16 protein-coding genes and 1 pseudogene are annotated in these 20,507 nt (G+C 59.9%); 6 read left to right on the forward strand and 11 right to left on the reverse strand.

Annotated features, from left to right (window positions below):
• Positions 1 to 1,403 (reverse strand): annotated as a pseudogene (gltB, locus tag B3187_RS16910) (glutamate synthase large subunit); the annotation flags it as partial.
• Between the two features lie 488 nt (positions 1,404 to 1,891).
• Between gltB and B3187_RS16915 the strand changes: the two are divergent.
• Complete coding sequence (locus B3187_RS16915; protein WP_286807656.1) at positions 1,892 to 3,781, forward strand: Ig-like domain-containing protein; 1,890 nt, start codon at positions 1,892 to 1,894, stop codon at positions 3,779 to 3,781.
• Positions 3,782 to 3,827: 46 nt separating this feature from the next.
• Here B3187_RS16915 and B3187_RS16920 read toward each other — a convergent pair whose 3' ends face one another.
• The 8 genes from B3187_RS16920 to B3187_RS16955 form a co-directional block, all read right to left on the reverse strand.
• Complete coding sequence (locus B3187_RS16920; RefSeq protein WP_286807657.1) at positions 3,828 to 5,417, reverse strand: SPOR domain-containing protein; 1,590 nt, start codon at positions 5,415 to 5,417, stop codon at positions 3,828 to 3,830.
• Between the two features lie 26 nt (positions 5,418 to 5,443).
• Positions 5,444 to 6,550: a 3-dehydroquinate synthase gene (aroB, locus tag B3187_RS16925; RefSeq protein WP_286807658.1), complete on the reverse strand. Its 1,107-nt coding sequence runs from the start codon at positions 6,548 to 6,550 to the stop codon at positions 5,444 to 5,446.
• Between the two features lie 68 nt (positions 6,551 to 6,618).
• Entirely contained in the window at positions 6,619 to 7,131 is a 513-nt protein-coding gene (aroK, locus tag B3187_RS16930) for a shikimate kinase AroK (RefSeq protein WP_123638365.1), read from the reverse strand.
• A gap of 3 nt (positions 7,132 to 7,134) precedes the next feature.
• The gene (pilQ, locus tag B3187_RS16935) at positions 7,135 to 9,270 is read right to left on the reverse strand and encodes a type IV pilus secretin PilQ family protein (RefSeq protein WP_286807661.1); all 2,136 of its coding nucleotides are present in this window, start codon (positions 9,268 to 9,270) and stop codon (positions 7,135 to 7,137) included.
• A gap of 36 nt (positions 9,271 to 9,306) precedes the next feature.
• Positions 9,307 to 9,840, reverse strand: a complete 534-nt coding sequence (locus B3187_RS16940) for a pilus assembly protein PilP (RefSeq protein ID WP_123638367.1) — start codon at positions 9,838 to 9,840, stop codon at positions 9,307 to 9,309.
• Entirely contained in the window at positions 9,833 to 10,456 is a 624-nt protein-coding gene (locus tag B3187_RS16945; RefSeq protein ID WP_123638368.1) for a type 4a pilus biogenesis protein PilO, read from the reverse strand. The genes B3187_RS16940 and B3187_RS16945 overlap by 8 nt, the downstream gene beginning before the upstream one ends.
• A gap of 2 nt (positions 10,457 to 10,458) precedes the next feature.
• Positions 10,459 to 11,034 carry a PilN domain-containing protein gene (locus tag B3187_RS16950; RefSeq protein WP_286807664.1) on the reverse strand — a complete coding sequence of 192 codons (576 nt, stop codon included), beginning with the start codon at positions 11,032 to 11,034 and terminating at the stop codon, positions 10,459 to 10,461.
• The gene (locus B3187_RS16955; protein WP_286807665.1) at positions 11,034 to 12,101 is read right to left on the reverse strand and encodes a pilus assembly protein PilM; all 1,068 of its coding nucleotides are present in this window, start codon (positions 12,099 to 12,101) and stop codon (positions 11,034 to 11,036) included. Before B3187_RS16955 ends, B3187_RS16950 begins: the two co-directional genes overlap by 1 nt.
• A gap of 154 nt (positions 12,102 to 12,255) precedes the next feature.
• Between B3187_RS16955 and B3187_RS16960 the strand changes: the two genes are divergently transcribed.
• Entirely contained in the window at positions 12,256 to 14,766 is a 2,511-nt protein-coding gene (locus B3187_RS16960; RefSeq protein WP_286807666.1) for a penicillin-binding protein 1A, read from the forward strand.
• On the opposite strand, the gene B3187_RS16965 is transcribed toward B3187_RS16960, so the two are convergent.
• Complete coding sequence (locus B3187_RS16965; RefSeq protein WP_170162887.1) at positions 14,763 to 15,530, reverse strand: thermonuclease family protein; 768 nt, start codon at positions 15,528 to 15,530, stop codon at positions 14,763 to 14,765. The genes B3187_RS16960 and B3187_RS16965 overlap by 4 nt on opposite strands.
• 148 nt (positions 15,531 to 15,678) lie before the next feature.
• Positions 15,679 to 15,894 carry a 50S ribosomal protein L31 gene (gene rpmE, locus B3187_RS16970; protein WP_123638371.1) on the reverse strand — a complete coding sequence of 72 codons (216 nt, stop codon included), beginning with the start codon at positions 15,892 to 15,894 and terminating at the stop codon, positions 15,679 to 15,681.
• Positions 15,895 to 16,139: 245 nt separating this feature from the next.
• Here rpmE and B3187_RS16975 point away from each other — a divergent pair, with 245 nt between their 5' ends.
• The 4 genes from B3187_RS16975 to hslU form a co-directional block, all read left to right on the forward strand.
• On the forward strand, positions 16,140 to 18,347 hold the full coding sequence (locus tag B3187_RS16975; protein WP_286807667.1) for a primosomal protein N': 2,208 nt from the start codon (positions 16,140 to 16,142) through the stop codon (positions 18,345 to 18,347).
• A gap of 86 nt (positions 18,348 to 18,433) precedes the next feature.
• Positions 18,434 to 19,015, forward strand: coding sequence for an SPOR domain-containing protein (locus B3187_RS16980; RefSeq protein ID WP_123638373.1), 582 nt, complete (start codon positions 18,434 to 18,436; stop codon positions 19,013 to 19,015).
• A 98-nt stretch (positions 19,016 to 19,113) separates the two neighbouring features.
• Entirely contained in the window at positions 19,114 to 19,653 is a 540-nt protein-coding gene (hslV, locus tag B3187_RS16985; protein WP_024461357.1) for an ATP-dependent protease subunit HslV, read from the forward strand.
• A gap of 33 nt (positions 19,654 to 19,686) precedes the next feature.
• Positions 19,687 to 20,507, forward strand: an 821-nt coding sequence (gene hslU / locus B3187_RS16990; protein WP_286807669.1) for an ATP-dependent protease ATPase subunit HslU, incomplete at its 3' end; no start/stop codon positions are given.

Below are 20,507 nucleotides of genomic sequence, written 5' to 3' on the forward strand. Positions count from 1 at the left end.
TCCTCGAAGGTGACCTGGTACATTTTCATGTAGGCCTTGAGCTGCTCTTCGGTGAGGCCGTTTTCGGCCACATCGTCTTCCAGAGTGGATTCGATGCGCAGCGCCTTCTCTTTCAGCCACTGCTTGTAGGGCTGGCGCCCCTTGAGCTGCTCGTCAATGTCCTTGGTGTGGTACAGCTTGCCGGTCTCGGTATCCACCGACAGAATCTGGCCCGGTCCAAGACGGCCCTTGGCCACCACGTCTTCCGGCTTGTACTTGTACACGCCGACTTCGGAGGCCACGGTGATGATGTCGTCTTTGGTGATCACCCAGCGCGACGGACGCAAGCCGTTGCGGTCCAGGGTACAGACCGCGTAGCGGCCGTCGGTGATCACCAGGCCCGCCGGGCCATCCCAGGGCTCGACGTGCATGGAGTTGTATTCGTAGAACGCACGCAACTGCGGATCCATGTGCTCGACATTCTGCCAGGCCGGCGGTACCAGCATGCGCACCGCACGGTGCAGCTCCATGCCGCCGGTGATCAGCACTTCGAGCATATTGTCCAGGCTGGAGGAGTCGGACCCATCGCGGTTGACCAGGGGTGCCACGCGATCCAGATCCGGCAGCAGGGGCGTGCTGAACTTGGAGGTGCGGGCCACGGACCAGTTACGGTTGCCCATCACGGTATTGATTTCACCGTTGTGCGCCAGCATACGGAACGGCTGGGCCAGGGGCCACTGGGGCAGCGTATTGGTGGAGAAGCGCTGGTGGAACACGCAGATGGCGGTTTCCAGGCGCGGATCCGCCAGGTCGGTAAAGAACTTGGGCAGGTCCACCGGCATCATCAACCCTTTATAGGAGATGACCGTGGAGCTGAAACTGGCAATATAGAACGCCTTGTCTTCGGCCAGGCGCTTTTCGGCCTGACGCCGGGCGAGGAACAGCCGGGCGTTAAACTGCTCGAGACTCAGGTCTCCATCGTTGTTGATAAACAGGTGATTGAAACGCGGCAGTGACTCCAGGGCAATCGGCCCCAGGCAGCTGCTGTCCACCGGCACCTCGCGCCAGCCCGCCGGGCTGAGCTCCTGAGCGCGCAGCTCCTCCTCAACCACATCGCGGGCCTTCTGGGCCTGGGCATCGTCGGTGCTGAGCATGATCGAGCCGACGCCGTAAACGTCAGTCAGCTCGGCGCCGCAGGCCTCCTTGGCCACGGTGCGCAGAAAGCCGTCCGGCTTCTGAAGCAGCAGGCCGCAACCGTCACCGGTCTTGCCGTCCGCCGCGATACCGCCGCGGTGGGTCATGCAGGTCAACGACTCGATGGCGGTTTCCAACAGGCGATGACTGGCCTTGCCCTTCAAATGGGCAATCAAGCCAAAGCCGCAGTTGTCTTTAAACTCATCTAACCTGTAGAGGCCCGTGGTCATACGCTGTCTCTCTCGATACCGATAGAATCCGGAACATGGCTCGCTCCGCTCACGCCCCAGACAAAAAAGCCCCTCCAAAAAGGGGCCAGGCAAATGGGCGCAGCATATTACCCGCAAGTGGCCCCAAAGGCAAGACGAGCGGGGCTCTCAGCGCCCAACAGTAAAGCTAATTTCGGCGAAATCAGGAGTAAATTCAGGAAATTTAAGGAAACGGTCGCAAACGGTCCCGCACCGACCGATCCGGCCGGGTCTATAGGCGGACACATGAATCAAAGCATATTGCCTCACCGGTGCCGCCCGCAAACGGCCTAAAACCACCTGACAAGCCGCACACCCAAGCTATCACAAATCCCGCTCAATGCCTACAAACTCGCTCAACGGGCCATCTGAGGGTGCCAGCGTACTTTATTCCACCGCAAATCTAGGCTAAGTTAGGCTCGTGTTATAACACCCGCTTATTAAAAACACCGGTAATTCAGGAAGACACCATGAATAAATTAACTTTCAGGAGCGCAGGCTGCAGCATATTTGCCGCGCTGATCCTAAGCCTCGCCCTGGCAGGCTGCGGCAGTGACGACAACGACTCACGTCTCGACAACATCAACAATAACGGCAACACCGGGGGCGACCCCAATGATGGAGGTACCGACGATGGGGGCGAAGACAATGGAGGAGACGGTGATACGGAAGATCAGACTTCCCAACTGGGACGGGGCGTTGGCAGCAATTTTGTAGAAGGTGAAATCGCCGTCGACCTACCATCGGATAGCTCCTTATCCGCAGGTGGGAGCACTATTTTGGAAGTCACACTCGTCAATGACCAGGGCGATCTCATCAACGAGCAGGTGACCGTCTCCTTTAGCTCAAGCTGTATTTCTTCAGGTGGCGCCAGACTGCAGGGAACAGACGAAGAGTCTGAGACGTCCGTCACTACCAGCACTGGCAGCGCCTCCGTCACCTATCAGGCGACAGGTTGCGTCGGAGAGGACGAAATTGTAGCAAGCGCTTCCAGCGAAACTCGTTCGGGCATAAACAGCGCCAGAGCCACCATAAACGTTGAACAAGATACGCTCGACCAAGTTCAGTTTATCGGGGCGTCCCCCAGCGTCATTGGCATCAGAGGGATGGGCGCGCAAACCACAAGCTCAGAAGTCGTATTTAAGGTAGTTGGGGCCAACGGAAGCCCGATGCGAGAGGTTCCGGTGACATTCGCCCTAAGCTCAAACGCTCCTGCCGGCGCAAACCTGGCCAACGACAGCGGAACCACTAACAGTGAAGGCCAAGTTACAGCCAGAGTCAGAGCTGGAACTGGGGCAGGCGTTGCAAATGTCATTGCAACAGCCAATGGCGTCTCCACCCTGTCTCGGCAACTGGTGATTACCACCACCATCCCAACACAGCGCCACACTAGCCTATCGGCGTCAGACCTTTACCCCGTGGCATGGAACACTGACGGTGTGGAGAGCGAGCTCACCATTCGTTTGGGTGACCAGAACAATAACCACATTCCCGAAGGAACCGCTGTTTATTTCACCGCCAGTGCCGGGATTGTTGATGCAGAGTGCCTTACCGGAGAAAACAGCGCCTGCTCTGTCACTTGGAGAAGCCAAGGCCAGCGCCCAATGGGATCCGGCGGAGTTACATTGCATGAGGAGCCACCTTACGCACGCTGCCCCGGCACCGAAGAGTGTCGCGCCGGTCGTGTTTATGTACTTGCCTCAACAGAGGGCAACGAATCTTTTATCGACATTAATAGCAATGGCCTTTTCGATGTAGGAACAGACCTGTTCGCGGCAAACGGGAACTGCGCCCCGAGCGTCCCAAGATCCTATATCCCACCCGCTCCTATTGATCAGGCATGCGATGACCTTGGACCGTCTTATCTGGACACCAACTTCAACGGCACCCTGGAAAATGACGAAATCGTGCGCGATCCCAAGGAGAGAAACAACCTCTACAACGGGATTCTTTGCCGCGCAGAGGATCATGAAGCCGGCCTCTGTAGCCGGGAGGGCATCACTATTCGAGAGAGCACTATGCTGGTTATGACCAGCCCATGGAGCAACCCGCTCATCCCGGGATTACCGTCGAGCGTAGAGCTGGGGCTTAATGAGTCGGTTCGATATGACCTCATAATCGCAGACGAAAATGGGAACGGCATGCCCGCTGGCACGCAAATCGAAATCAATGAAGAGTTTGCGGAGAATGTCACCTTCACGTTGAGCCGAGATACGCTGGGCGGATCTTCTGAGCCGTCGAAAGTCTCGCTTCAATTGAAAGCCGATGACACTGAATCTGTGGCAGGGTCGTTCGTTCTCAGTATTACCTATGAGGGAGCTCAGACCAACTACGGCCCCATTGAAATCACAGCGCCGTAATATATTTGACTGATCGCCGGTGGGGCTCACCCCACCGGCTACCATATTAAAGCCCGCGACTTTCCTTAATTTCTTCATGTATATCAGACATGACGCGCGGCCAGGGCCCCGCCTCCCTTTGATCCTCGGGCAAATCGCCTATCGCCTCTCTGGCCGACTCAGCACCTGAATAGCGTCCGGTTACGACCACAAACCAGGGCTTTCCCTGACGGCGGGTTTCGAAGCTCAGGAGCTGTTCCCGATTGGGCTGTGCCTCAATATAGCGATCCACCGATGCCCGTGAGCTGGCACCCAGAAGCTGCAGGGTGTACTCGGAGGCGCGCCAGGAGAGCAGCACCTGCTCGTCTTCCGGAATGTCGGGTAAACTGGAAGCCTCGGCAACGGCCGGCTCTTCCGAAGGGGGCTGCTCGGTCGGAGTTTTCGCCCCGGCCGCCGGCGCCGATGTTTCCTCGGGCTCAGACGCTTCATCGGGCTGTGGGATCTCCGGACGCTCCTCCACCGATGGTTCGGGGGACGGCGACTCGGGCAGTGCCCGCTCTGGCGCTGCCGACTCGGGTGTCTGGACGGTTTCTACAGCCGGCTCCGATTCTGCAGAGGACTCCAGCTCTGTACGGTTGGACGCCTCGTTGCTGGGAGACAGCGTCAGGGTCTGGGTTTCTCTCGACTCGGGCAGCCGTGTCGTCGACTCACGCTCAGGGGCTTCGGAATCACCCTGATAGATAAACACCATCAACAGCACACCAAGCAGCACAGCAATCACCACAATATGCACCAGCGGCAGGGCATTGCGGCGCTCCCCCGGCCTGCCCGAGCTGGCGCGGGCGGAAACCGATTCAAGCAGCCAGCGACGGGCCTGCTCGTGCAGCCGGGGAATCCGCCCCTCAGCCCGACGCCACCAGGGTTCCACCTTTTCCTCGGTGAACAGCTCCGGCCCCATATAGTCGGCCATTTCCATGCGGAAGTTGAGGTAATCGGTGGCTTCTTCAAGGGAGAGTGGCGCTAGGTCGAAATCGTGGATCAGCACGTCGTGCATGTTGAACTGATCCAGCCGTGTGACCATCTCAGAGTCGGCAAACAGCACGATGTGCAGGCGCCGACCGGTGGAGTCCTGCCCCTGCAACAGACTGATCAGGGCTCCAAGTGTTTTCTCATCCAGATGATGGGCATCATCGATGATGGTCAGCGCCAGGCGGTCTTCTTCATCCGCTATCTGAGCGAAATGACGAAGCGCGGCGAGCAACCGACCCACCGAGGGGTTGTCGTCTACCGAGAGGGCAAAGTGCCTGGCCATTTGCCCCAGCACCGCTTCGGCGCCCGCACCAGGCTCGGCGGTGAGCAGGCAAATATCATCATCGAATTGAAAACTGTTGGCCAGCTCAAGGGCAACGCGACTTTTACCCACCCCGGGTTTGCCCAGCACCGCCAGCAAACTGGCACTGAACTGACACAGGTGCTGTAACTGTTCGAGCAGAGCGCGTCGGCCACCGCCGCCAAAGAACGCAAATTCCGGGTCATCCCGGAAGGGATCTTCACTCAAACCGTAGTATTGACGATAATCCGCCACAGGGGATTCCGGGGCGGCCGATTGACCCGCCAGGTTGTCGTGCTCCGAGCTGTCTGTTGGGTCGGTGTTCATAAACGCTCTCCCGGAAAGGATTGTCGCTAGGCGCCCGGTGGCGCGGTATGTTCATCCGCCCGACAGGCTGCAAATGTTTCCTGTAATAGATCCTGTTCGATATCGCTGGTGATCAACGCTTCGCCGAGTTTGCTCAGCAACACCAACCGCAGCCGACCGTCGACCACTTTTTTATCCACCCCCATCAACTGCAGGAAATCGTCGGGAGTCATGCTGGCCGGTGCTTTCACCGGCAGGTGGGCCCGCTCCAGCAGGCGAACAATCCGGTCCAGCTCGTCAGCCGTAATGGCCCCTCGTCGATGGGACAGGTCTGCCGCCATCACCATACCTGCGGCGACTGCTTCACCATGCAACCAGACGCCATAGCCCTGATGGGTTTCAATCGCATGGCCAAAGGTATGCCCCAGGTTGAGAATGGCGCGCAGCCCACCTTCTCGCTCATCCCGGGCCACAACCTGCGCCTTGTTCTCACAAGAACGCTTGACGGCATAGGCCATCGCTTTAGGGTCCCGCGCCAGGAGATCGGGCAGATTCGACTCCAGCCATTCAAAAAATTCCCGATCGGATATCAGGCCGTATTTGATCACCTCGGCGATACCCGCCGACAGCTCGCGCGGAGGTAGAGATTCCAGCACGGACATGTCCGCGATCACCGCTTGCGGCTGATAGAAAGCGCCGATCATGTTTTTGCCGAGCCGGTGATTGACACCGGTCTTGCCCCCCACAGAGGAGTCCACCATGGATAACAGGGTGGTCGGCAACTGAATGAAATCCACTCCACGCTGATAACACGCAGCGGCGAAGCCCGCCATGTCACCCACGACACCACCGCCCAAGGCCATGATGGTCGTCGTACGATTGTGTCGAGCCTCGAGCAGACCATCAAAAATCTGATTCAGCGTCTCCAGATTCTTGAACGATTCTCCGTCGGGTAACACGGTAGTATCGACCTGATAGCCGTCGAGAAGTTCGATCAGAGCGGGCAGGTAAAGCGGCGCGATGGTATCGTTGGTGACGATGTATACCTGCTTGGCGCGCACGTGGCGTACCAGCAGCTCCCGGTTCTTCAGGAGCTGCTCGCCAATATGAATCGGGTAGCTGCGATCGGCGAGATCAACGGTCAGAGTTTGCATAGTCGGCACTGCGTTCGGGTTGTCGGAAAACCCTCATCTTAGCACACCGTCCGAAACTTTAACCGAGCTCAATCCTGGCCTAGACGTTCGGCAATATCCCGCGCCACCACCTTCGGCGGGCGTCGGTCGGTCACCACCACCCAGTCCGCTACCGCCCGGTACAGAGGGTCGCGCTGCTCAAGCAACTCGACGATTTTCTGGCGGGGGTTGTCCACCTGCAACAGCGGGCGCTTTTTGTCCTTGGCGGTGCGCTCTACCAAGTGTTCCACCGAAGCGGTCAGGTAGCACACGCGGCCACCGCGGTGCATCACCTCGGCATTTTCGGGGCGCAATATGATGCCGCCTCCGGTGGCAATCACGGCGCCGGGCTCCTCGGCCAGCTCGGCCAGAACCGCCGACTCGCGATCACGAAAACCAGACTCGCCTTCGACATCAAAAATCCAGGGGATATCGGCACCGGTGCGCTGCTCAATCACACGGTCGCTGTCATAGAAGGGGACTTTCAACTCGGCCGCCAGAAGGCGGCCGATGGTTGATTTGCCGGCCCCCATGGGGCCGACCAGAAACACATTATTGGGCATGGATCAGTCAGTTAAAGTATCGGCCATGATTTTGGGGGTAATGAACACCAACAGCTCGCGTTTTTCCTGACTGGTAATGTCCCGCTTGAACATACGTCCCAGTACCGGGATGTCGCCCAGGAACGGAACCTTGTCCTCGCCCTTGACCTGTTCAACTTGGAAGATACCACCGAGCACGACCGTTTGGCCATTTTGCACCAGCACTTTGGTCATCACCTCGGTCACATCAATGGTGGGAATACCGGAGGCCTGGTTCAGAGCGCCAACAGAATCCTGATTGATCACAAGGTCCATGATGATGCGGTTATCGGGGGTAATCTGGGGTGTGACATCGAGCTTCAACACGGCTTCTTTGAACGCTGTGGTGGTCGCACCACTGGCCGAGGCTTCCTGATAGGGAATTTCCGTGCCGGACATAATGGTCGCCTGCTGCTTGTCTCCGGTGATCACCTTGGGCTGGGAGACAATCTCGGCCTGACCGTTGTTCTCCAGAGCGGACAGCTCCAGGTCGATAAAGGCACTGTCGGACAGAACGCTGAACGCGAAGCTACCGGCCGAATTGTCGACCCCCAGGTCCACCATCATGTTCTCTTCCAGATCCAGTGTGCCGGTTCCGGTGAGCCACTCGGCGGGCGAGCCCGGGTTAGAGTCGAGACCGGCTGTGGAGCCCGCCACTTCGACCAGCGTATCGGAGGAGCGATCAAAGCCGACGCCACCCCAGCGAACCCCCATTTCACGACGGAAATCGGTGTTGGCAATCACCAGACGGGCCTCGATCATCACCTGGCGGATCGGAATATCAATCTGTTCCACCAGGCGCTTGAAGGCTTCGATACGATCAGCGGTATCGGTGATGATGATGGAGTTGGTGCGCTCATCGACGATCGCATCACCCCGCTCGGACAGAACACTGCCAGTCGCGCGGTTACCGCCCTGACCACCCGATAAGCCACCACTGCGGCCACCCTCGCCTTCCTCACCACGGAACAGTTCAAACATCTCCCGGGCATTGGCGTAGCGAACCCGAATGTACTCGGTGCGCAGCGGTGCCAGCTCTTCCAACTGTTGACGGGACTCGAGCTCCTGACGCTCACGCTCAGCGATCTCGGCCGCCGGCGCCACCATCAGAACATTGCCGTTCTGACGCTTGTCGAGGCCTTTGGTTTTCAACACCAGATCCAGCGCCTGATCCCAGGGCACATTATCCAGACGCAGGGTAATCCGGCCCTGGACCGTATCACTGGCCACAAGGTTGAGGTCGGTAAAGTCGGCAATGATCTGCAGTACACTGCGCACTTCGATGTCCTGGAAGTTCAGGGACAGTTTGTCGCCGGTGTAACTGAACTCCTGATCCCGCGCTTCAATTTCCCGCTCGGTCAACGGCTTCACGCTGATGACATACTCATTGTCGGCCTGGTAGGCCATGTAGTCATATTCGCCATTGGCATCAATATTCAGGATGGTTCCGCGGCGGTCCTGAGAGGCCGACACCATGGTCACAGGGGTGGCGAAATCCACCACGTCGAGACGACGGCGGAGCGCTTCCGGCAAATTGACCCCACCCAGCTCAAGCTCAATGCCTTTGGCCGTTTCGGTGACATCGGCACTGATGTTGTCATCGGACAGGTTGATGATAACTCGGCCTTCGCCTTCCTCACCACGACGGAAGTCGATATTGGTGACCCGAGGTTCACTGTCGGCGCGGGGGGCCGTTTGCGACTGACGGTCGCCCGCAACGCTGGTCGCCTGTGCGGGGCGGGAAACATAGCCGCCCTGGGCCGCGCCCACCTCGAGCACATAGGTATTACCGTCCACCCGTGCACTGTAAGTGGTCAGCTCACTGAGGTTCAGAATCAGGCGCGTGCGGCCTTGGGAACTAAGCACCAGCGCGCTCTTGCTGTTCTCGAACGACAGGGGGAAACGCCGCTGTTCCAGTGCGCTGGTTACCTCCGGGAAGTCGAGCACGATACGTGCCGGCTGCTCGATGGTGTAGCCCTCGGGTTCCGGCGGCATGTCATCGAAGCCCAAACGGACTTCGAATCGCTCCCCCGGCAACTCCGAGAACTGGATATTGTTCAGTGACTTGGCCCACACAAGGGAAGGCGCCAGACAGACCAGTAACAAGGCTAGATTTCGCATGGTTAACCCCAATAAGCACAGTGCTCGCATGATGGCCTATTCCTTTTCTTGTAATTCAATAATTCTGGGACGCTCGACCCAGCCGTTGGCGCCATCGGCGACGATTTCCAAAAGTTCAAGCTGTGACCGCGATGCGGACACGATGCGTCCATGATTTTTACCCAGGTAATTACCCTCCGTGACCGCGTGAACACCGCCTTGGCCGTCGTTGATCAACGCCCAAAGCTGACCGTTTTTGGTCAAGGTGCCGACCATGGTCAGGTTGGCCACGTTAAAGCTTTCCAGATACTCTTTTTCCCGATTCAGATCCGGCTGAACCTGTTTACCACTTAGCTGCACCCGCCGCTCCTCTTCCCGGGCCGGCGGATCAAACGGGCTGCGCAGGGTCATGGCGCTGTAGCTAAACGGCCGGTATGGCTGGAACGCCGGCAGGGGCTCGATCTGCCCCGCCGGGCGGGCCTTGGTCTGCTGGATATACTGCTGCAGGTCGCGGTGATCGGATGAACTACCACAGGCGGTCAGCGCGGCCAGACAGATGGCTAAACTGGTAAACGTTATAATTCTATTCATCACTAGATTCATCCTGTGACTTATAGCGATAGGTCTTCGCCCCGATCTGCATGGTCAGCGTGCCGCTGTCTTGTTGGCGAGCAATCGTGAAGTTGTGCAGCGTCACGATGCGCGGCATGCCGGCAACACCACTGACAAATGTGCCCAGGTCGTGATAGCCGCCTTCAACGTCAATGCTGATGGGCAGCTCCACGTAATACTCGGATTGCTGCTCGGACTCCAGGCGGATACTGTTGATGTCCAGTCCGCTTTCAGACCCACGGGCATCAATATCTTCCAGCAGACCCGGCACCTCAGTGTCACTGGGCAACCGAGAGAGCAAGGCACCGAAGGACTTTTCCATTTCAACCATCTGCGCCCGGTACTCTTCCAGGTTGGCGGCCTGGAAACTCTTGGTCTCGAACGTCTGGCGCAGATTGGTTTCTTCAGCAACCACGCGATCGAGCTGGGTATTCAGATCCTTGACCTTCAGGTAATAGGTCAGCGCAAAAACCACGACCACCAGCAGCACACAGACGAAGATTTTGCCCGGCAGGGGCCAGACGCCAATGCGCTCAAAATCGATGTCGTTGACATCAAAGTTTTTCAACTGCTCCAGAGTATCGGAAAATGCCATGATCAGTTTCCTCCCTCATCAACACCGGCCTGATCTGCCGGCGCCGAGGTGCGTACCGACATTCTGAAGGCATTTGCCTGCTCACCCTGCTCCGGTGCGGCAGTCACCGAGCTCAAGTTCGGCGCCGCGAACCAGTCGGACTCATCAAGATTGCGCATAAAACTGGAGACCCGATTATTGGACTCGGCGATCCCTTCGAGCAGGATCACTTCGCCCTGGCGCTCCAGCCGGTTCAGATAGACCCCGTCGGGGACGGCACGCACCATTTCATCGAAGTAGCGCACGATGACCGGCCGCTTGCCTTCCAGGTCCTGAATCACCCGCATGCGGGCCAGCAACTCTTCGCGCTTCTCTCGCAGCTCCCGGATCTCGGCCACCGCCGCTTCCAGAGCCGAAATTTCGGTCTTGAGGAGTCGGTTGCGGGCTTCCTGGTCGGAAATCGAGGACTGAATGCTCGATACCCACAAGTAGGCCACCAGACCCGCGAGAATCAAAACCCCCACCAGGATGCCGAGGAACTCTTTTTTCTTCTCCTGGCGGTAGGCTTCCCGCCAGGGCAATAAGTTGATTCTTGCCATCAGTCGAAACTCCTCAGCGCCAGGCCGGCCGCGATCATCATCGAGGGGGCGTCATTGGCCAACGCGACCGCGTTCACTTTCGAGGACACCGACATATTGGCAAAGGGGTTGGCCACCAGAGTCTGAGTACCGAGCTTCTCTTCAATCAGCCCGACCAGGCCCTCCATGGACGCGACACCACCGGCGAGCACGATGTAGTCCACATCGTTGTACTGGCTGGCGGAAAAGAAAAACTGCAGCGAGCGGGTCACCTGCTGGACCACGGCCTCTTTGAAGGGGCCGAGCACTTCTGACTCGTAATCATCCGGCAGACCGCCCTGCTTCTTCGCCAGCCCGGCTTCTTCCATGGACAGGCCGTAGCGCCGCTGGATTTCCTCGGTCAGTTGCTTGCCACCGAACAGCTGCTCGCGGGTATAAACTGTGCGGCCGTCCACCAGAACGCTCAGTGTGGTCATGGTCGCCCCGATGTCGATCACCGCAACGACCTGACCATCCTGGTCTTCCAGTTGCTCCGCGACCAGGCCGAAGGCCCGCTCCATGGAATAGGCCTCCACATCGACCACTTCTTCCTGAAGGTCGGCCAGTTGCAGAACGTTGACCCGCAGATCGATATTCTCCCGCCGACAGGCTGCCAGCAGAACTTCCACCTGCTCGGGGTTGCGGGGCGATTCGCCCTGCACCTCGAAATCGATGGCAACCTCCTCCAGAGGGAACGGAATATACTGATCGGCCTCTATAGAGATCTGAGTCTCCATGGCGTCGTCGCTGAGACCCGCCGGCATGTCGATCATTTTGGTGATCACGGCAGAACCGGCAACCGCCACGGCCGCGTGCTTGAGCTTGGTTTTGGATTGCTTGACCACCGTGCGGACCACATCGGCGACCGCTTCGGGGTCGTTGATGTTTTTCTCGACCACCGCCCCGGGGGGCAGCGGACGTACGGCATAGGTCTCCACCCGGTAGCGATCACCGTGTCGGCTGAGCTCCAGAAGCTTGACCGACGTTGAACTGATGTCCAACCCCAAGACCGGCTTCGCCCTTTTTTCCAGGAAGCTTAGAATGCCCATTTTTCTATCTATATCCGTAACTTAGAGGAAGTTTATGTTATAGGACTTTAAGTTAAGCCTGCAACAAGACCGCGCATATGTAAACAGGCAAAAAGCCCGTATAATGCGGCGACTTGCCGCCATTTTCGCTAACTTATTAATTCTCATAGAAAAAATGCCTATCAAAAAGTCTTATCTGAACCTGCTTTTCTGGTTGTTTATCGCCGGAGCTGGCGCCTCCCTCACCGTTTTGGCGGGGTTGTACCTCTATCTAAGCCCCAAACTGCCCCCCGTGGAGAGCCTCAGGCAAGTTCAATTACAGACCCCGCTGAGGGTTTATTCAAGCGACGGCAAGCTGATTGGCGAGTTTGGTGAACAGCGTCGCACACCGGTTTCGTTCGAAGAGCTGCCTGACCTTTACATTAAAGCGTTATTATCCGCCGAAGATGCGGAATTTTACGACCATCCGGGCGTATCTATTCGCGGACTTTTGCGAGCCGCGTCACAATTATTGAAAACAGGTGAGATTCAATCGGGGGGAAGCACCCTCACGATGCAGTTGGCCAGGGATTTTTTCCTGAGCCGGGAACAGGTTTTTTCCCGTAAATTCAATGAGATCCTGCTGGCTCTTCAGATTGAGAACGAGCTCACAAAACAGGAAATTCTTGAGCTGTTCAGCAATAAAATGTTCTTCGGCAATCGCGCCTACGGTATTCAGGCTGCGGCCCAAATTTACTACGGCGAGGACATCGACGAGCTGGAACTTCATCAATGGGCCATGATTGTGGGCGTTCTCAAGGCACCCTCGGCCTACAACCCCCTGGCCAACCTCGAACGGGCCATGATCCGGCGCAACTGGATTCTCGGCCGCATGCTGGAGCTGGGGCATATTGATCAGGCCACCTACGACGTCGCTGTGAACACGCCGGATGACGCCCGCTACCACGGCGCCACCCTGGAACTCTATGCACCCTATGTCGCCGAGCTGGCCCGACGCGAGGCTGTGGACCGGTTTGGCGAGAACGCCTATAACGCCGGCTACAAGGTCTATACCACGATCCACAGCGACTATCAGGCGGCGGCTCAGCAGGCGGTGGTTGACGGGCTGCTGACCTACGATTGGCGCCACGGCTATCGCGGCCCCGAACAACAACTCGGCGAGCGCCCGGAAGACCTGTCCAGTTGGCAGGAACTGCTTTCGGACACCCCGGTCTACGGCGGCCTGCTCCCCGGCCTGGTGCTCTCGCTGGAAGAGCGCTCGGCCGAGATCCTGCTGGCCAATGGAGACACCATTGAGCTGGGATGGGATCAGAGCCTGTCCACCGCGCGCCGCTATCTCAACGAAAACGCCCGCGGCCCACTCCCCGAGAGCGCAAGCGATGTCCTGGCGATCGGCGACCTGATCCGCCTGCGCCAGATCGGCGGCGTATGGCACCTGCGTCAGCTCCCCCAGGCCCAGGCCGCGCTGGTCAGCCTCGACCCGCGCGATGGTGCCGTGCGCTCGCTGGTGGGCGGGTTTGACTTCCGCCAGAGCAATTTCAATCGCGCCCTGCAGGCGGCCCGCCAACCCGGGTCCAGCTTCAAGCCATTTGTTTATACCGCCGCGCTGGAGAATGGCTTTACCCCGGCGACCATCGTCAACGATTCCCCCATTGTCATCGAAGACGCCAGCCTGGAAGGCGCCTGGCGTCCGGAGAACGACGGCGGCACCTTCCTCGGGCCGACCCGGTTGAGGGAAGCGCTGTACCGCTCCCGCAACCTGGTCTCGATCCGGGTGCTGCGCAGCATCGGCCTGCCGGCGCTCCTCGACACGCTCGAGAAGTTTGGCTTTGACCGCGAGGCCTTGCCGCGCAACCTGTCCCTGGCATTGGGGAGTCACGCCCTGACCCCCATGGATATGGCGCGCGGTTACGCCATCTTCGCCAACGGCGGCTTCCGCATTGCACCCTATCTGGTTGAACGCATTGACGATGATCACGGTGAAGCGCTGCATGTCGCTCGCCCCGCCACCGTCTGCGAAGACTGTGAGCGCGAGCAGGAAGAAGAGGAAGAGCCGGTCAGCCTGATCGCCGACATCTACGCCAGCGAGCCCGAACGCGCGGCCGAGACCGGCCCGGACGAACGCCTGGCGCCAGAGCAACCCGCCCAACTGGCGCTGCTGGATGAAGACGAAGCGACCCTGGAGCCGCTCCCCATCGCCCCACGAGTGCTGGGTGAGCGCACCGCGTTCATCATAGACTCGATGCTGCGCGACGTCGTGGCCCGAGGTACCGGCCGTCGAGCCAGAGTGCTGGACCGGGCGGACCTCGCCGGCAAAACCGGTACCACCAACGGCCCACGTGATGCCTGGTTCGCCGGTTACAACCCCGACCTGGTCACCGTCGCCTGGCTGGGCTTCGACCAGAACACGCCGCTGGGTCGAGGCGAGTACGGCGGCACGGCCGCACTGCCGATCTGGATTGATTACATGCGGAGCGCACTTGCCGGTAAGCCGGACCGCCCGGCACCGCAACCCGAAGGCATCGTGACCGTGCGCATTGACCCAGAGAATGGCCAGCGGGCTCAGCCCGGGGACCCGGATGCGATCTTTGAGATTTTCCGTGCCGAAGAGGTACCGCCGTACAACGATAATGGCAACGGCAATGGCAGCAGTGACAGCGAACGACTGCCGGAGGAGCTGTTTTAGGGGCGGCCCGCAGCCGGTCGCTCGATGGCGAAGCCGGACGGTACGGACAGGACCAGCGGTTTGAACCCGCGGCGAACCGCACGGCTTCCGGCGCGACTGGTCACCCAGCCCCGAACTTCGATCCTCTGACCGGGCGCCAGAACCGGACTGGACGACCACACGGAATCGGGCACCTTCAGTACGAGGGGCCCGTCAAGCTCCAGCCAGACCGAGCCACCGCCTCGGCTGACATCCGTGATCGTTCCACGGATTCGCTGAAAACCGGTGTCCTGCAAGGTCAGGCCGCTCGCCTCAAGGGCCGGCCATTGGTTCTCGGCCCACACCCCACGGGACGCCGCCCGCGCCTCACCTTCCGCCTCAGACAGGCAGGAGGCCAAGGTCATGTTCGGCGGTATCGCGATATGAAAACCCAGCCCCTGACGCAACAGGGCGGCTTCCAGGCTCTTTCCCTCCAGGGTGAACAGGTGTCCCAGGGTGCGGCCGTAGTGGTCGTGCCGCTCCTGATCCTGGACCAGCAGAACCTCACTCTCAACAAGCTGTTTTTTTAATTCCTCGCGCGCTGCTTTTGCCAGCGGCTCTGCGGGCCGCCCCTCGCGCGCCAACTCCGGCGCGTTGATGCCAATCAGGCGCACCCGGCGCCCATCGGCCAGGCGTACGCTGTCGCCGTCATGAACCCCAGCCACCTGTACCGACTCGTGCTCAAGCCCCTCCGGCAAGGGGCAGGCAGCGCCGGGAAACGCGCTCAGGGCCAGTAGGGCACCCAAAAAAACGCCGCGGGTTTTATAAGAGAATACGCTGAAGGCTCTGCAGGAAAATACGCTGAAGGCTCTCCATAAAAAAACGCCGAGGGCTCTCGCCCCCGGCGTTTTCATGTCGCTTATCAGCAAGGGCCCAAGGGCCATGCCAATCGCCTTATTTGGCGGCGATGCGGCTGCCGAAACGCTTCTTGAAGCGATCGATACGGCCGCCGGTGTCTACCACTTTCTGCTTACCGGTGTAGAAGGGGTGACATTCTGAACAAACGTCAACCAGGAAATCTTTACCCAGAGTAGAGCGGGTCTTGATGGTATTGCCGCAGCTGCAGGTCGCAGTTACGTCTTCGTATTTGGGGTGTAAATCAGCTTTCATGGTGAATGCCTTTCATCTTTGTGCCGCCACTCAGTCGACCTGAGCCCATCTGGAACGCAGGATTTTGCCGAGCACCGCACAACGGTTAATGGATACGGCTGGTTTTGAGAGCTGGGCATAATACCAGAAACACCCGGCAACGCAAGGACTTTAGAGCATTTTTCGTACAGGCACGAGCGCTGCCAAAGGGGCCGTCAATCGGTTATTCTGGGCGCCTTTTGAATTCAACCACGCGACGGGAGTACATGGCCGCCCCTACTGTTCTGGAAATCGCCCTGCCCACACCGCTGCGCCGCCGGTTTGATTACCTGCCGCCAGAAGGGGTAGACACCACCCTGCTGAAGCCGGGGCAACGGGTACGGGTGCCCTTCGGCAACCAGCGTCTGATCGGGCTCATTCTCCGGGTAAAAAGTGAGTCATCACTCCCGCTGCAGAACTTGCGCCCGGCCGAGGCCCTGCTCGACACCAAGCCACTGTTGCCGGACGATCTGTGGCGCCTGTGCCTCTGGGCGGCCGATTACTATCAGCACCCCATTGGCGACGCCCTGCACACGGCCCTACCGGTGCTGCTGCGCCAGGGCGAGCCCGACCGGGAGAAAGGCGAGCCCTACTGGCAACTGACCACCGAAGGCAAAGGCCTCCCCGAGGGCGCCCTGAAGCGGGCCCCTCGCCAGGCGGAACTGCTCGCCGCCCTGCAACAACGGGGGGCATTGAACCGGGCGGACCTGGCGGCATTGGGCATCGCCCGCAGCCACGTCAAGACACTGGAAGACAAGGGACTGGTATTCAGCCGTGAGCAAGTGCTCACACCATCGCCGGAACCCAATATTCTGAGGGATACCCCGCTTACGCTCAGCGATGAGCAGGCCGCCGCCCTGGCCCAGATTCCAGAGGACGGCTTTCACATCAGCCTGCTCGACGGCACCACCGGCAGCGGCAAAACCGAGATTTACCTGCAGGCCATCGCCCGCACCCTGGCTCAAGGTCGACAGGCCCTGGTACTGGTACCGGAAATTGGCCTGACACCCCAGACCCTGGCCCGCTTTCAGCGCCGCTTCGCCCAACCCGTGGTGGCCCTGCATTCGGGCATGAATGACCGCGAGCGGCTCGATGCCTGGCTGCAGGCCCGGGACGGTCGAGCCCGGATCGTGATCGGCACCCGCTCCGCCATTTTCACCCCCATGGCTGATCTGGGCATCCTCATTGTGGACGAAGAGCACGACAGCTCCTTCAAGCAGCAGGACGGTTTTCGCTACTCGGCCCGGGACCTGGCCGCCCTCCGCGCCCACCGCCTGAACATTCCACTGATTCTGGGCAGCGCCACGCCGTCGCTGGAAAGCCTGCACAACGCGCGCACCGGCCGCTACCATTACCTGCGCCTGACCCACCGGGCCGGCAATGCCCGGGCACCGGAGTTGCTCACTCAGGATATTCGCCGCCAGCCCCTGGATGAAGGCTTCAGCCGCGATACCCTGGAGCGGATTCGCACCACCCTCGATGCGGGCAACCAGGTTCTGGTCTTTCTCAACCGACGCGGCTACGCCCCCACACTGGAATGCCCGGACTGCGGCTGGCTGGCCGAGTGCCGCCACTGCGACACCCGCCTGACCCTGCACCAGACTCCGCGCCATCTGCACTGCCACCACTGCGACCATCAGCGCGCGGTGCCCCGGGCCTGCCCATCCTGCAAGAGCACCCGCCTGCAGCCGCTCGGCCAGGGCACCGAACGCAGTGAAGAAGCCCTGCAACGACACTTCCCTGACACCCGGGTGCTGCGGGTCGACCGGGACTCCACTCGCCAGAAAAACGCATTCCGCGATCTGGTTGAGGAAGTTCACCGGGGCGACCCCTGCATTCTGGTGGGCACCCAGATGCTGGCCAAAGGCCATCACTTTGCCGACGTGACGCTGGTGGTCATTCTCGACTCGGATGCCGGTCTGTTCAGTACCGACTTTCGCGGCCCCGAGCGCATGGGCCAGTTATTGCTTCAGGTCGCCGGACGGGCCGGGCGCGCGGACAAACCGGGGCAGGTCATCATTCAGACCCACCACGCCGAGCATCCTCTGGTGCGCACCCTGCTCGAGCGGGGCTATCACGCCTTTGCCGAGCTGATTCTCAGTGAACGGCGCCTGACAGGGCTGCCCCCGTTCCGGCACATGGCGCTGATCCGCGCCGAGTCCAAGCGACCGGAAAATGCGGTCGCCTTCCTCAAACAGGTTCGAGCCCTGGCCGAGCAGCGTCACCCACCCGGTCACGAGCTGGGCTATCTGGGGCCTTTGCCCGCCATGCTGGAAAAGCGCGGTGACCGGTTCCGCTACCAGTTGCAAGTCAATGCGGCCAACCGGGGAGCACTGCAAAAGCTGTTGAGCCAGTTGGCCCCGGAAATGGAGCAGCACGCCCTGGCCAAGCGCAATCGCTGGTCCATTGATGTCGACCCACAGGATATGGGCTAGTGTTCGCCCGCCCCAAAGACCACTGGCCGGGCGGGTCGGCGATGGGTACAATTGCCGCGCTGTGACCACTGGAAAGCAACGCGATCATGACCCGAGACTACGCCAAGAAAAATCGTCCTGCCCCCCGTCGCAACCGGCCCAAGAGCCAGGTGCCCGGCTGGGTGTGGCTGTTTACCGGGGCGGTGCTCGGGGGCTTTATCGTGTTTCTGATGCGCCTGACCGATGTCGAGGTCCCGGAAACCGACCCGGCGGACACCGCGACCCAAGAAACCCAGACCGCGCAGCCGGTGGAGCCCCAGGCCGAGCCCAGCAACCCCAAACCGCGCTTCGATTTCTACAAGCTGCTGCGAGAGAGCGAAGTGATCGTCCCGGCGACCGAGCCCAGCGAGAGCCAGGCAAATGCCGAGCAAAACGACACCGCCAACCGGGACGAATTCATCCTGCAGGTGGGCTCCTTCCGCAAGGCCACCGAAGCGGACAGCCTGCGCGCCCAGTTGCTGCTGCTGAACCTGGACGCCTACACCGAGCAGGTAACTCTGAACAACAACGAGACCTGGCACCGGGTGCTGGTGGGACCATTCAGCAACCAGTCCCGCCTGGCCAGCGCCCGCTCTACCCTGGTGTCCAACGACTACCACGCGCTGGTGCTCAAGCGGAAGAAACAATAACCGCCCGTCCGCCTCCCTTGCTTGCTTGAAATCCCGGGGCCCAGCCCCCACTTCTGCCATTCAGACTTCATACTTATTGCATTGATAAAGGATGGCTTGTGGAACAATACCGAGGAACCACGATTCTCTCCGTGCGCCGCAACGGCCAGGTCGCCATTGGCGGCGACGGGCAGGTGTCGTTGGGCAACACCATCATGAAAGGCAACGCCCGCAAGGTTCGCCGCCTGTACAAAGATCAGGTGATCGCGGGCTTCGCCGGCGGCACCGCCGATGCCTTCACCCTGTTCGAGCGCTTTGAAGCCAAGCTTGAAGCCCACAACGGCCAACTGACCCGCGCCGCTGTGGAACTGGCCAAAGACTGGCGCACCGACCGGGCCCTGCGCCGCCTGGAAGCCCTGCTGGCAGTGGCCAACGCCGAAGCGTCCCTGATCATTACCGGTAACGGCGATGTCATTCAGCCGGAAGATGACCTGATTGCCATTGGCTCCGGTGGCGCCTTCGCCCAGTCCGCCGCCCGCGCCCTGCTCGATAACACCGAACTGGATGCCCAAAGTATCGTCGAAAAAGGACTGACCATCGCCGGCGACATCTGCATCTACACCAATCACAACCAGACCATCGAGACCCTCGACTACTGAGCCTCGCTGGCCTGACGAACTGACGAGTCCGTTATGTCAAACATGACCCCCCGGGAAATTGTCCACGAACTGGACAAACACATCATCGGCCAGAACGAAGCCAAGCGAGCCGTGGCCATCGCCCTGCGCAACCGCTGGCGCCGGATGCAGGTGGATGAAAACCTGCGCGCCGAAATCACCCCCAAAAACATCCTGATGATCGGCCCCACCGGGGTCGGTAAAACCGAAATCGCCCGCCGCCTGGCCAAGCTGGCCCACGCGCCCTTCATCAAGGTCGAGGCGACCAAATTCACCGAGGTCGGCTACGTCGGCCGCGACGTGGAATCCATCATCCGCGACCTGGTGGACATCTCCATCAAGATGCACCGCGAACAGGCCATGAAAACCGTCCAGCACCGCGCCGCCGAAGCCGCCGAAGAGCGCATCCTGGACGTACTGCTGCCCCCGGCCCGTGGCGGCGACACCGAAAACACCGGCGAATCCGGCACTCGCCAGATCTTCCGCAAAAAACTGCGCGAGGGTGAGCTGGACGAGAAAGAAATCGAAATCGATGTCGCCAGCACCCCCATGGGCGTGGAGATCATGGCCCCTCCCGGTATGGAGGACATGACCAGCCAGCTGCAGAACATGTTTTCTTCCCTGTCCAAAGACAAGAAGAAGACCACCAAAATGACCGTCAAGCAGGCCTTCAAACAGCTTCAGGAAGAAGAAGCCGCCCGCCTGATCAACGACGAAGAAGTCAAAGCCGACGCCATCAAAGCGGCCGAACAGAACGGCATCGTCTTTATCGATGAAATCGACAAAGTCGCCAAAAAAGGCGAAACCAGCGGCGCCGACGTCTCCCGCGAAGGCGT

It is taken from the genome of Marinimicrobium sp. UBA4209 (assembly GCF_002381585.1).
GTDB classification, from domain to species: Bacteria; Pseudomonadota; Gammaproteobacteria; order Pseudomonadales; family Cellvibrionaceae; genus Marinimicrobium; species Marinimicrobium koreense.